Genomic DNA, 12,245 nt, shown 5'->3' on the forward strand with positions numbered 1-12,245 from the left:
GCGAAAAGCGTTATTCGATTATGTAGCCGACGCCCCAGACGTTTTTGATAAAGCGCGGCTTTTGTGCGTCGTCGCCAATCTTTTCGCGCAAGTGGCGAATGTGCACCATCACCGTATTGTTGGAGCCGGGCATAAAATCCTCGTTCCACACCGCACGGAACAGGTCCTCCACGGCCACCACGCTGCCGCGATGCTCGACCAGATACAGCAAGATTGAATACTCGGTGGGTGTGAGGCGTACCGGCGCACCGTCCACCGTCACGGAACGAGCGTCGCGGTTGATCTCCAAGCCGTCGAGCTGAATGGTCGGCGACTCGGCCGCCTGTGCACGGCTACCGTAGCTGGTGTAGCGGCGAAGCTGAGCGTGCACGCGCGCGATGAGCTCCAGCGGACGGAACGGCTTAACCACGTAATCGTCCGCGCCAAGCGAAAGGCCCTCGATCTTGTCTTGCTGGGCATCGCGCGCCGTCAGCATGATCACAGGATAGGTATGGCTGGAACGGATCGTACGCAGCAGCTCAAATCCATCGATATCGGGCAGCATGACATCCAGCAGCGCCAAATCGAACTCCTGCTCCAAGATTGCCTTGGCAGCATCGGCCCCGCTATAGGCAATCTGGACATCAAAGCCCTCTTTTGTAAGGTAGATACCAACCAAGTCGGCGATGGCCTTCTCGTCATCAACTACCAGTATGCGCTCGTTCATGCGTGCTCCTCTCGCGCTCCATTATGCCCGAGGCGACGCACGCCACACACAACAAGCGTGGGTGATTAAGTCGGCCTTAAGCACCCTTGTGCCCGTTCGGGAGCGGATGTGGGCCACGCACGCACGCGATGATCGCCGACGCCGGCAAACGATATACTCTAGTTCCAGAAGAGACCATCCCGTCGAAAGCGAAATCCGTGAAGCCCCTCACCTCTTTTGCAAAGCGCTCAGCCCAGCTTGCCGCCGGCTTTGTCTGCGCTATCGCCCTTGCCGCTGGCGTGCCCACCGTCGCCGGCGCCCAAGTGCTCACGACCGACAATGTTTGCGGCAAAACCGCCGATGCGCGCGGCATCACGGCCGAAAACCTGCCCGATATCGATGCGACCAATGCCCTCGTCATGGGCAAAGACGGCACCGTCTACTATGCCCGCGACGCCGATGAGCAGGTCAAAATTGCCTCGATCACCAAGGTCATGACCGCAATCCTAACCGTCGAGAATTGCAAGATGGACGAGAAGGTCACGGTGAGCAACGCTGCAGCCACCGTGGGCAATTCGACCGCCGGCTTGCTCGAAGGCGACAAGCTGACCGTGGAGCAGGCGCTGCGCGGCCTGATGATTCCCTCGGGCAACGACGCCGCCATCGTGCTCGCCGAATATGTGGGCAAGAAGATCGACCCTAAGACCAAAGACGCCGAGGCCACCTTTGTGAAGGCCATGAACGAGCGCGCTAAGAAGCTCGGCTGTACCGGTACGCTTTTTGAAAACCCGCATGGTCTGGACTTTGATGAGTGGGCTGGCGATATGCACTCAACCGCACATGACGTGGCGCTGATGATGCAGGAGGCCATAAAAAACGACACGATCCGCGAGGTCGTAGCGAGCGAGGATTCCTGGATCGAGGTCACGGGCGCCGACGGCACCGACCATTCGCATTCCATGGACACGCATAACTATTTGCTGGGCCAAGATGGCAACATCGGCGGCAAGACCGGCACCACCGACGACGCGGGCTATTGCTTTACGAGCGCCTACAACCGCGACGGCGACGAGATCTACACCGTTATTTTGAACTCCACCACCACCGATCAGCGCTTTACCGATACCGCCACCCTTGCCAACTGGTACTACGGCCACAAGGTGACGGTCGCAATCGCCAACACGCAGGAAAAGACCGCCAACGGCAACCCGCTTATGGCGCGCGTTGGCCAAACCGACTGGACGGATAAGACAATCGACGCCACACTCGCCGATCCTACGGCGCAAGCGACCGTGTTTTCCCTTGCCGGCGAGGTGACCGAAAAGGTTAGCTACGATGATCTTTCGGGCACGGTACATGTGGGCGACAAGGTGGGTAGTGTCACGCTCAAGCAAGGCGACACCAAGATCGCCGTCATGGATTTGGTTGCCGACGAGGAAGGCTCGGGGCCGAATCCCATTGAGTGGCTCCTTGTAAAACTCGACCGCCTGGGCCGCCGCATCGACAACCGCCCACTTACGGCAGAAAGCGAGACCGTAGCCAAGGCACCCGAGGTGTAGGGCTGGGGGAACATTACATTTGAGATTGGAGAGGCGTCCAACGGGGCGCCTCTTTTTGAATACCTCTTAAACGGGATGCGTCAGAATCACCAAAGCGACATTGCTAGCCGTTTACCTTCGCTGTGTCTTTTCGGACCTTGAAAACGGGTCCACCGGGCATGCTAGTAGATCCTTTCGACCTCCTTGGTCAAGGCCCTGAAAAGATCCCCAGCTGAGGGGTCTGCCCCAGGACACAGCGATTGCCAGGCACCCGTTTCTCCGATGGTGCCCGCACTCGTCATAACAAGATCGTCGCTCCGCCTGCGAATGGAGACACTAACGGAGCGACCATTATGGAACCCATGGATATCGACTTTATTTATGCGCCCATCAGCTAGATAACTAATCGTGACATTGATGCTGTCACCATACTCCGGCAATTCGAAGCCGTGGGAATCCATCAATAGCTTCACGTCCTGATGGTAAATGCGGGCCTCGACGACATTCTTGGGCATTTTCCCCGTCTTTGTTGGAGAGCAAAAGCTGATGCTTGGCTCCTCTTCGCTCATGCCTCGGTCAAACCTAAGCATGCACGGGCATACCGACTCAATGGTTCGCAAGGCGTCCGCCGCGACCTTTTCCTCGGTAAACATCTCCACGTCGATGCCGTTTTCTTCCATATAGGCACGGTTTTTACGTTGAAGCTCTAGCCGAGCCGCAGCCTCCCCATCTCCACGCTGTTCCCAATTTCCGGAGTCGGCGACATTTCGATCGAATGTAGAATCAACGGAACATGGCGCTTGCTGTTGAGTCGGATCACTGTCGCCGAGACGCCTCAGCTCGGAGCGCCTGATTTAGCAACGGCGCGAGCGACATCCCCAACTCCGACGGTCGTTCTGCTGTATACGGCATTGTAAGCAGCCTTCTTCGGATTTTTGATCCACCCCATGCCCTTCTTACCATAGCCGGGGATTATCGCCCGCTTTACCGCGCGCTTCGCTCTGCCGGTCGTTCTTGCCTTGAGTGATGTCTTTAGATTCGGCTTACGCAGCCCGACCTTTACCATATTTCTACTCCATCCCCTCGGAACCCCACACCGGGGTGCACGAGCACGTCTGGGTCTCCCCGTTTTCAAGCGCCCCGTGTTTGCCTAATGTTCACGCCCTTTCGGACTCTAATCCCCAGCCGCCATTCTTGATAATAAAAAAGGGCCCCAAATGGGACCCTTCTTCAAAGTCATACTGGCGGAGAGCTGGGGATTCGAACCCCAGATGCCCTTTTGGGGCATACTCGCTTAGCAGGCGAGCACCTTCGGCCTCTCGGTCAGCTCTCCGTAACAGCCGTTCTATAGTAACCAAACAGCCGAAGTTGGGCAAGGGGAATTTTGAGGCGTTTCCTCTTTTACCTCTCTTTTACCAGTAAACGTCTCAGTCAATCATCTCAATCTGTAACATCTGCAGGCCGTAATCCCCTCCAGATGTTACAGATTGAGACAAAGATACAAGGACAGCCCCAGCGACAGCGCGGACAGCCCATTCTTTATTAGTTCTCTCGAACGGTCTCCAACAGATAATCGCGCATGTACGGAATTGCAAACGAAACACAGCCATAGCCCGCGGGCTCAATCAACCCCGCATCGATCAGACGCTTGCGATATGACCCAACTTTGTTCGCCGACAAACCCATCTTCTTGGCGATATCGCCGTTGGCGATATCGACGCCCTCGCATTGAGCCATCGCCGCGAGATACTGAAACTGCCGTTCCGACACCCTGCGCAGCGCTGGGGCAATCACCATAGCATTAAAGCTATCAAGAGCCGCCTGGATACCCTTACGAGCCGCCTCTTCGCTCACGCTCTCCGCCCCACTGCGCGCAGCAACCTGCCAAGCGTAATATCCGACCAGCTGGACCATAAAGGGATAGCCTGCCGAAGCTTTTGTTAATAGCTCAGCGGCACCTTTGTCGAGCTCCTTGCCCGCTCGTCTCATCGTATCCTCAAACGATCCGCCAACTTCAAAATCGGAAAGCCGAGTAAGTTCAACATGTTTGGCTCGCTGAAGGAACGTCAACGTATCATCCACCACCACGCCATCTACCGATGTCGGCAGCCCGGCGAAAGCGAAAGCGACATTCGCTCCTTGGCGGATCAAGAGCTGTATCTCATTGCCTAGCTCGCGCATTTCCTCAGTTGAGGCATCCTGGATCTCGTCGAGCGTAATGAGCAGACCACCGCGCTTCGCAGCATCGTACATCGCCTCGCCCAGATGAGAGGCCGACTTCGACATCTCCATGGAGCCAAGGCTGACCCCTAAAATCGATGGGGAAATCGAGATTGATTCAAGACGAATGTTTCGCTGCAGAGCCTCGAGGATTCTATTGCAAAAACCAGCATTGGAGGCAACGTCAACGACCTCGAATCCTTTTTTGCGTGCAAGGTCACCCAATGCATTAAGGAGCACCGTTTTACCTGTGCCTCGGACGCCCGAGATGCGCATGAGTCGATCGGGGGCACCAGGACCATTCTCAAGAGCCTCGGCAAAGTCATCCAAAACAGTGTCCCGTCCGATAAGCTCAGGCGGATTCATGCCCGCCGTTGGCTTAAAGGGGTTAACAGCTTTCGTCATTCTGCCCTCCTCTGCTAGTTTTAACAACTTTAACAAAGTTTAGCAACTTTAGCAGAGTTTAACAGTTTTAGCAGGCTCGGCGGCTTTATGCCTTACCGATCCTGCCGGGTCCTCCCGCCCGCGCCGATACAAATAGCGCGGTGCGGCCCCTCTATATCGCCCCTACCCCAGCGAGCGACTGAGGGAGCCGAGCTCATCGTTACCCATGGTGCGCCACATTTGGAAGATGCAGACGCGCGCCAGGAAAAAGAAGCCGTTATCGACCAGCTGCACGGCGGCATCCGCCAGCTGGTTGGTCACGGCGGACACGGGAGGCAGCTCGAGCCCGGCCTTCCGGATGGTCTCAACCGCATCCTCGAACGTCGGCGGCTCATTGACGCCCATCTCGTTCATAAGGCCCTGCATTTCCTCCAGCGCGCTGCTACCCGACTCCTCGCCGCGCGGCACGAGGCGGTAGCACGCCAACGCGAGCTCGAGCTGGTCGCAGTTCCAATAGGCAAACGCCAGACGATAGAACAGATAACCGATTGCGGAACGGTCACTGGCAATGCGCAGGCCGTGGCGCGCCACCTCGATAATCTCGTCAAAGCGCTCCAGGCGCGCCAGCACGTTGATGAGCGCAAAGTGCGACTGCATGGACGAGCGAGCCAGATCGTAAAGACGACGCACCTCGGGCAATGCCCGTTCAAAATCCTCCTGCTCGGCGTAATAACTGCAGATCTCGTGCTGGGCAAAGTACAGCGCATCGGGAGCACGTAGGATGCGCACCGAGCGATCTTCCTCCATTACCGGCAGCACCATACGCACCAGCTGGTTGTCGCAAAACTGCGTCTGAACCGGACCCGTTGCCAAAAGCTCGGCAACGGCGCACTTAGCCTCCAACTCCTCAACAAGACGGGAGAAACCCTCAAACGCGCTTGCACGGTCAACTTTTGCCTGCTCGCGCAACTCGACGACGCGCGCCACATACGGGTCATCGTCCATCTCCATGACCTCGAGCTCATCAGCCGTATCGGCAAGCAGCAGGTCGCGCAACGCCGGCGGTAGCGAACGGTGGTCGTCACGCGGGCGAGCGTGAACCTCTGCAGGCTCAATCGCATCCGGCGCGTCCGACTCATATGCCTCAAGCATGCGCTTGCACGGCATATCGTCCATATCCATGCTCTCAAGATCCTTGGCGACAGGCACGCAATTGGCCAGATAGGCCGCACGCCCAAAGGAATATGTTGCAATGACGCGCTCGCCCTGCTCGCCGTCGGGAACCGCAATCTGAACATAGCAGCGCGCAATGCAGGCACCTGCGGCAAAACACGCCGCCGCAAGCGTAAGCGCCACGCGCGCGTCGTGCTCCGCGGCCCAAATCACACGCGCGTTCTCGTCCAACTCGCGCCAGACATCATCCTGAGCGTCGTATTCACGTTGTGGCATGGCATCCACGACAGAGTGTCCAAACCGAACGAGCATAATCCCCTCGGCAACGTTTGCCCGATAGGTATAGTCGAGCCGTGTGACCACGTTAAGTGCCTCGACAATACGCGCGAAGCGGCTGCGCACATCCCACTCACCGCCCGGCCGGCAAGCTACCGTTCCCGGTTTGCCCCACGGGTTGTCGCTCGAGGCCGTATCGAGCAGTCGGGGAACATCGTTGGTCGTCTTGGCGATATGCCACGCGTCAAAGAGCGCGCAGCCCTCAAGACTCGGCGAGGATGCCGCTGGGACCAATCCGGCCCCAATGCGCTCAAGGATGCCGGAGAGGCGGTTGAGACGGCACTCGATAGCAAGCAGCATGTCAATCTCGTCCTGGTCCAGCAGGCTACGATCAAAATTGAGATAGAACAGCTTTGAGCGGTCAATGCGCGCTAGGCTCATTTCGGACTTGGCAGCAATGGTGCGCAGGCGGGGCAAGTCGATCTCGCTCATCAGGGCGGCGGCATAACGCTCGATACCGCTCGGATTCTCGGCATGGTCAACACGGTAAAGCAGCGTCTCGATAGCATCGGGGAGCGGTGCCGTGTCAAAGCCCAAAAACACCTCGACCGGCTCGGGCAACTTTACGAGTTTGATCTTGTCGACAACGTTTTGCATGCCTGCATCGAGACCGTCGACGCCCGCCGTGTTCGCAATAGCGCTTTCGGAGTTGGCAAATATCACGTAGCGCAAGAACATCGAGGCCATGAACTCGCCGAAAGGAAGGGCGCGGGTCGAATTCCATGTCTCGTAGTCGGACTGCTCGCGCATGGGACCTTCGGGGGAGCCGGCAGTTCGTGCACAAGCGCGCATTGCACCGTTGGCTTCCCTCACCATAATCTCGCCAATACTGGAATCGGACTCGTGAAGGACCAGCTCCATGTCAGGGTCCTCGGGCAACGGTACTTCCCGAACAGGACGATCAACCTTATAAACCTTGCCCGACACGCTCACGTAGCCCAAGAGCGATATGTGAGTTTTGCCGACAAATTCAACGACATAGCACGACTCTTTGGGGTCCTCGCCAAAGACTTTCCAGACAACACCATATGAGCGCCCCGCAGGCTGCTCTGGCATCGATGGAAAACGCTTTTTGGGGTCGAGAAATCTGAGCTTGTATGTCGGACGCTCTGCCACGAAATATCACCCTGATCGGTCGTCGAGAGAAGGAGCGGTCGCGGATGGGCCGCGACACCTACTCGGAATCTTACACGAGTCGATAAGAAATAGTCTCCCGCGGGCGGAGGTGCACGATTCCGGTCGCGTATCAAATATCGAGTGCCGGCGTAAAAGAAAAGCCCCCGTCGCCGGAGGCTTCAAGCTCAAATGGTGCGGCGTATAGGATTCCGCGCATCCGCTGCGCGGATCCGCGCCGGCTTCGCCCGCCTGCCGGCGCGCTCGCCCGCTCGCTACGGACGCTCCGCGTCCGCTTCACGCTCGCGCCTCGACCGAGGTTCGAATCCATGGGATGCCGCCATAAAAGAAAAGCCCCCGTTACCGGAGGCTTTAAGTTCAAATGGTGCGGCGTATAGGATTCGAACCTATGACGTTCTGATTCGTAGTCAGACCCTCTATCCAGCTGAGGTAACGCCGCGACTTGTTAATTATTATGCACATGGACTGAATATTGGTCAAGCACTTTTCGAAAAAAGTTATCAAATTTAATTTTTACTCATTTTTGACCACTTGATGCAATCTTCGACGCATCGCGATATAAGAAAAGCTCCCGTTGCCGGGAGCTTTAAAGTCAATTGGTGCGGCGTATAGGATTCGAACCTATGACGTTCTGATTCGTAGTCAGACCCTCTATCCAGCTGAGGTAACGCCGCAACGCACGGATTATTATGCACGCGAGCCACCGATGGGTCAAGCGACAATTTGAAAAAATTTTACGGAGCGGTGATTAGGCTGTTCACGCCTCGACCGAGGTTCGGATCCGTGCGGTGTTGCCATAAAAGAAAAGCCCCCGTTGCCGGAGGCTTCAAGTTCGATTGGTGCGGCGTATAGGATTCCGCGCATCCGCTGCGCGGATCCGCGCCGGCTTCGCCCGCCTGCCGGCGTGCTCGCCCGCTCGCTACGGACGCTCCGCGTCCGCTTCACGCTCGCGCCTCGACCGAGGCTCGAATCCATGCGGCGTCTGCCTAAAAGAAAAGCCCCCGTTACCGGAGGCTTTCGATTTCAATTGGTGCGGCGTATAGGATTCGAACCTATGACGTTCTGATTCGTAGTCAGACCCTCTATCCAGCTGAGGTAACGCCGCAGCGCAAGACATATAAAACCACTTTAGCTTATTGGAGTCAAGCACAATCTCAAACTTTTTTGAGAATATGTTCCTCACGCAGCTCCGCATGCGCCGGCGTCCCCCATGCGATCAATCGGTTTTTCAACCACATCGAACCCAGCACCGAGCTCCCTCAAAAGCGAGCGCACGCGCTGGGCACAGTCATAATCGGCAAACGAGATACTCAACATGCGCGCAACCTGCTTAGAAGTCCCAACTCCATAGAACTGCTCAAGCGCCACAAGCCCCTCGTGCGTCACAAAGGTCTCGACCACATGCGGCGACTCCTCAAAGCACCATTGGGTCAACGGACCCTCGCTCGTCTGCCGCACCACCAAACCACCCATACCGGATGGCTCACACGTAACTAGTAGGTGCTCCCCACCTTCATCGCTTTCAAACAAAATCATCCGCTCGTCAAACAGATCCATTGCATCCCCTTTCTCTCACCCGTATCAAGTAAAAGCATAGCAGGTAGATGACTGTATACAGAACGTTTGTTCGTGTGTTTTCTATTGAGCTGTCCGCACGATATGGTAAAGCTCCGCGCACAAAAAGGGCGCCCCGGAAAGGAGCGCCCTTGCAAATCGCTTATGCAGGCAACCTACGCGACCGGCTCGATCTTCTCGAGGCCGCCCATGTAAGGACGAAGAACCTCGGGGATCGTGATGGTGCCGTCGACGTTCTGGTAGTTCTCCAGAATGGCGGCCATGGTGCGGCCAGCCGGCAGGCCGGAACCGTTGAGGGTGTGCAGGTAGCGCGAGCCCTTGAAATTCTCGGGGTCGCGATACTTGATATTGGCGCGACGGGCCTGGAAGTCGCCGCAGTTGGAGCAGGAGCTGATCTCCTTGTAAGCGTTGTAGCTCGGCAGCCAGACTTCGATGTCGTAGGTCTGACGGGCAGAGAAGCCAAGGTCGCCGGTGCACAGGCTAATCACGCGATAAGGAAGGCCCAGCTGCTGCAGCAGGTACTCGGCCTCGGCGGTCATGCTCTCGAGCTCCTCGTCGGACTCCTCCGGCTTGGCAAACTTGACCATCTCGACCTTGTCGAACTCGTGCTGGCGGATGATGCCGCGGGTGTCGCGGCCGGCGGAGCCGGCCTCCTCACGGAAGCAGGGAGTGAAGGCAGTGTAGCGGCGCGGCAGGGTGTCGGCGTCGAGAACCTCGCCAGCGTGCAGGTTGGTAAGCACGACCTCGGCGGTGGGGATCAGGAAGTTATCGCCCGAGACGTGATAGGCGTCGTCCTCGAACTTAGGCAGCTGACCCGTGCCAAACATGGTCTGACGCTTGACGACGATAGGCGGCCACCACTCCTTAAAGCCACGGCTGGTGTGCGTGTCGAGGAAGAAGTTGATGAGGGCGCGCTCCAGACGGGCGCCGGCGCCACCGAGAACGGTGAAGCGGCTGCCGGAGAGCTTGTTGCCGCGCTCGAAGTCGAGGATGTCAAGGTCGGTGCCCAGGTCCCAGTGCGGCTTAAAGTCGAAGTCGAACTCACGCGGGGTGCCCCAACGACGGCGCTCGATGTTCTCGTCCTCGTCCTTGCCAAACGGAGTGGCCTCGCAAGGGATGTTGGGCAAGTGAGCCATAAAGTCGTACTGCTCCTGCTCGAGAGCAGTGCGGCGCTCGGCCAGACCGTCAATCTTCTCGTTGACGGCGCGCACGGCCTCCTTGGCGGCCTCGGCCTCGTCCTTCTTGCCCTCCTTCATCAGGGCGCCGATCTTCTTGGACTCGGCATTACGCGTGGCCTGGAGCTCCTCGACCTCGGTGATGACGGCACGGCGCTCGTCGTCGAGCTCAAAGAACTTCTCGCGATCCCAAGACGTCTGGCGGTTAGCCATGGCGGTATCGATGGCATCGGGGTTCTCGCGAACAAACTTGATATCAAGCATTAGATCCTCCGGCGATATACATTCCATTTAGGTTGCAACCTTGTACATGTATGGGCAAGTATATACTTATGAGCGTTTACGACCCAACTCAACTACGCAAGAAGGCACCCAATGGACGCAGTTTTTTCCTTTTTGTTTGGCACCCGCACCGGTTTTGCCATCCTTTTCGCCGGCGGCATCCTGCTGTTTGCGATTCTTGCCTTTGTAATGGAGAAGCGCACCCATAAGATGTACGTCGACCGCGGGCCCAAGTCCGAGGATGAGGAAGACAGCTTCTGGGACTAACCTGCCAAAAAGGGACAGGTTTATTTTGGTCGGTTTTATCTGGGCAAACGCAAGCGCCCCGCAACTGGAATTGAGCCAGTTGCGGGGCGCTTTTCGCACATGCGACAAAACCGCAGGAAAAACCTGCCAAAATAAACCTGTCCCTAAATGGCGGGTTTTACTGGAGGGTGGCGTCGATGGCCTTGACCAGGGCGCTGCGCATGCCGGCGTCCTCGAGCGCGACGACGCCCTTGATGGTGGCACCGCCGGGCGAGCATACGGCATCCTTCATCGCCGCAGGATGCTGACCAGTCGCAAGCTGCAGCTTTGCCGTGCCCAGCACCATCTGGCTCACAATGCGATAGGCATCGGCGCGCGGAATGCCGTGCTTGACGGCCGCGTCGCCCAGGGCCTCGATCGCCATGGCGACAAATGCCGGTGCGCATCCGCCCACGGTACCGCCCACAAACAGCAGGCTCGTGTCGAGCTCGACGACAGTGCCAAGCTTACCGAGCAGGTCGAGCACCGCGGCACGCTGCTCGCCGTTGAGCGTAGAGGACTTCTCGCAAGCGATGACGCCCTCGCCCACCGAAACCGGCGTGTTGGGCACCGTCGAGATGTGCGCAACACCCGGCAGGACCTGCTCCCACTTGGCGCTATCCCAAGTCCAGGCGACCGAAAGGACAACTTTGTCGGCTAGAGCGTCCTTGAGCGGAGCGAAGACCTTCTCGATCATGTACGGCTTGACCGCGGCAACCACGATATCAGATGCGGCGACAACCTCGGCGGCATCGTGGCAGGCGACCATGCCGCGCGCCTCGCAGCGCTCAACCAGTGCGTCGTAGCGACCCGCGCAGGCGCACATGTCGCTCGCAGCTACACCGGCAGCGATCCAGCCATCAGCCATAGCGCTCGCCATATTGCCAAAACCGACAAATCCAATCTTCATATTACATAGTCCTTTCAGACACATTCCTCAAAACGAAAGGTATTGTCCCACGCCATTGTTTCGTATTGCCGACCTATTTGTGATACGGCTCGCCACGGCTGATCTTGCAGGCACGGTAGATCTGCTCCAGCAGCACCACACGCGCCAAGTTATGCGGCAAAGTAATGCGTCCAAAGCTGAGCATCTCGTCGGCTCGTTCGCGCACATCATCGCTCACACCGTCCGATCCGCCAATCACAAAGGCGATGTCGCTGTTACCACGCAGCATAAGATCATCGAGCCGCGCCGAAAGCTCCTCGCTCGAGCGCTCTTTGCCCTCAATGGCCAGCAAGATCACATGCGCTCGAGGCGGCAGGGCTGCAAGTATCGCCGCCCCCTCCTTGTCGCGCGCGGCATCCACGCCGCCCGCCTTAGCCGGGTCGATATCGGCCACCTCGCGGATATCCACCTTGGCATAGGCACCTAGGCGCTTGGTGTACTCAGCGCACGCGTCCTTCCAAAAGCGCTCCTTGAGCTTACCGACGCAAACGACGGTGTACTTCACGCGC

The 12,245-nt window shown here is 57.8% G+C and carries 10 protein-coding genes and 4 tRNA genes; 2 read left to right on the forward strand and 12 right to left on the reverse strand.

Annotated elements, in window-relative coordinates:
- Nucleotides 1–10: 10 nt before the first annotated feature.
- Nucleotides 11–706, reverse strand: a complete 696-nt coding sequence (locus AAAX35_RS00150) for a response regulator transcription factor (protein ID WP_250786886.1) — start codon at nt 704–706, stop codon at nt 11–13.
- Nucleotides 707–903: 197 nt separating this feature from the next.
- Between AAAX35_RS00150 and AAAX35_RS00155 the strand changes: the two genes are divergently transcribed.
- Nucleotides 904–2,244 (forward strand): D-alanyl-D-alanine carboxypeptidase family protein, encoded by a 1,341-nt coding sequence (locus AAAX35_RS00155; RefSeq protein WP_349116337.1) that lies wholly within the window; start codon nt 904–906, stop codon nt 2,242–2,244.
- A 161-nt stretch (nt 2,245–2,405) separates the two neighbouring features.
- Here the strand turns inward: AAAX35_RS00155 and AAAX35_RS00160 are convergent, their stop codons facing one another.
- The 9 genes from AAAX35_RS00160 to serS all read right to left on the reverse strand — a co-directional run bounded on the left by AAAX35_RS00160 (nt 2,406) and on the right by serS (nt 10,484).
- Nucleotides 2,406–2,903: a hypothetical protein gene (locus AAAX35_RS00160; protein WP_349116338.1), complete on the reverse strand. Its 498-nt coding sequence runs from the start codon at nt 2,901–2,903 to the stop codon at nt 2,406–2,408.
- 562 nt (nt 2,904–3,465) lie between these two features.
- A tRNA-Ser gene (locus AAAX35_RS00165) sits at nt 3,466–3,556 on the reverse strand.
- A 209-nt stretch (nt 3,557–3,765) separates the two neighbouring features.
- A complete protein-coding gene (locus tag AAAX35_RS00170) occupies nt 3,766–4,848 on the reverse strand; it encodes an AAA family ATPase (protein WP_349116339.1) in 1,083 nt (360 codons plus the stop codon).
- A gap of 162 nt (nt 4,849–5,010) precedes the next feature.
- Nucleotides 5,011–7,392 (reverse strand): hypothetical protein, encoded by a 2,382-nt coding sequence (locus AAAX35_RS00175; RefSeq protein ID WP_349116340.1) that lies wholly within the window; start codon nt 7,390–7,392, stop codon nt 5,011–5,013.
- 440 nt (nt 7,393–7,832) lie between these two features.
- Nucleotides 7,833–7,909 (reverse strand) — tRNA-Arg (locus tag AAAX35_RS00180).
- A 158-nt stretch (nt 7,910–8,067) separates the two neighbouring features.
- Nucleotides 8,068–8,144: transfer RNA gene (locus tag AAAX35_RS00185), tRNA-Arg, on the reverse strand.
- Between the two features lie 354 nt (nt 8,145–8,498).
- Nucleotides 8,499–8,575, reverse strand: a tRNA-Arg gene (locus AAAX35_RS00190).
- A 74-nt stretch (nt 8,576–8,649) separates the two neighbouring features.
- Nucleotides 8,650–9,027 (reverse strand): hypothetical protein, encoded by a 378-nt coding sequence (locus AAAX35_RS00195; RefSeq protein ID WP_349116341.1) that lies wholly within the window; start codon nt 9,025–9,027, stop codon nt 8,650–8,652.
- Between the two features lie 173 nt (nt 9,028–9,200).
- Nucleotides 9,201–10,484: a serine--tRNA ligase gene (serS, locus tag AAAX35_RS00200; RefSeq protein WP_349116342.1), complete on the reverse strand. Its 1,284-nt coding sequence runs from the start codon at nt 10,482–10,484 to the stop codon at nt 9,201–9,203.
- A 111-nt stretch (nt 10,485–10,595) separates the two neighbouring features.
- On the opposite strand from serS, the gene AAAX35_RS00205 reads away from it, so the two are divergent.
- A complete protein-coding gene (locus AAAX35_RS00205; RefSeq protein ID WP_006235069.1) occupies nt 10,596–10,769 on the forward strand; it encodes a DUF6724 family protein in 174 nt (57 codons plus the stop codon).
- A 157-nt stretch (nt 10,770–10,926) separates the two neighbouring features.
- On the opposite strand, the gene proC is transcribed toward AAAX35_RS00205, so the two are convergent.
- Both proC and rlmH read right to left on the reverse strand, forming a co-directional pair.
- Nucleotides 10,927–11,697 carry a pyrroline-5-carboxylate reductase gene (proC, locus tag AAAX35_RS00210; RefSeq protein WP_349116343.1) on the reverse strand — a complete coding sequence of 257 codons (771 nt, stop codon included), beginning with the start codon at nt 11,695–11,697 and terminating at the stop codon, nt 10,927–10,929.
- A 73-nt stretch (nt 11,698–11,770) separates the two neighbouring features.
- A complete protein-coding gene (gene rlmH, locus AAAX35_RS00215; RefSeq protein ID WP_349116344.1) occupies nt 11,771–12,241 on the reverse strand; it encodes a 23S rRNA (pseudouridine(1915)-N(3))-methyltransferase RlmH in 471 nt (156 codons plus the stop codon).
- Nucleotides 12,242–12,245: the final 4 nt, after the last annotated feature.

This window comes from Collinsella sp. CLA-ER-H11, from assembly GCF_040092445.1.
In the GTDB taxonomy this organism is placed as follows: domain Bacteria; phylum Actinomycetota; class Coriobacteriia; order Coriobacteriales; family Coriobacteriaceae; genus Collinsella.

Bases quoted from the DNA above. Each gene is read 5' to 3' on its own strand.
- AAAX35_RS00150 (WP_250786886.1), bottom strand. From the start codon at position 706: ATGAACGAGCGCATACTGGTAGTTGATGACGAGAAGGCCATCGCCGAC.
- AAAX35_RS00160 (WP_349116338.1), bottom strand. From the start codon at position 2,903: ATGGAAGAAAACGGCATCGACGTGGAGATGTTTACCGAGGAAAAGGTC.
- AAAX35_RS00170 (WP_349116339.1), bottom strand. From the start codon at position 4,848: ATGACGAAAGCTGTTAACCCCTTTAAGCCAACGGCGGGCATGAATCCG.
- AAAX35_RS00175 (WP_349116340.1), bottom strand. From the start codon at position 7,392: ATGCCAGAGCAGCCTGCGGGGCGCTCATATGGTGTTGTCTGGAAAGTC.
- AAAX35_RS00195 (WP_349116341.1), bottom strand. From the start codon at position 9,027: ATGGATCTGTTTGACGAGCGGATGATTTTGTTTGAAAGCGATGAAGGT.
- serS (WP_349116342.1), bottom strand. From the start codon at position 10,484: ATGCTTGATATCAAGTTTGTTCGCGAGAACCCCGATGCCATCGATACC.
- AAAX35_RS00205 (WP_006235069.1), top strand. From the start codon at position 10,596: ATGGACGCAGTTTTTTCCTTTTTGTTTGGCACCCGCACCGGTTTTGCC.
- proC (WP_349116343.1), bottom strand. From the start codon at position 11,697: ATGAAGATTGGATTTGTCGGTTTTGGCAATATGGCGAGCGCTATGGCT.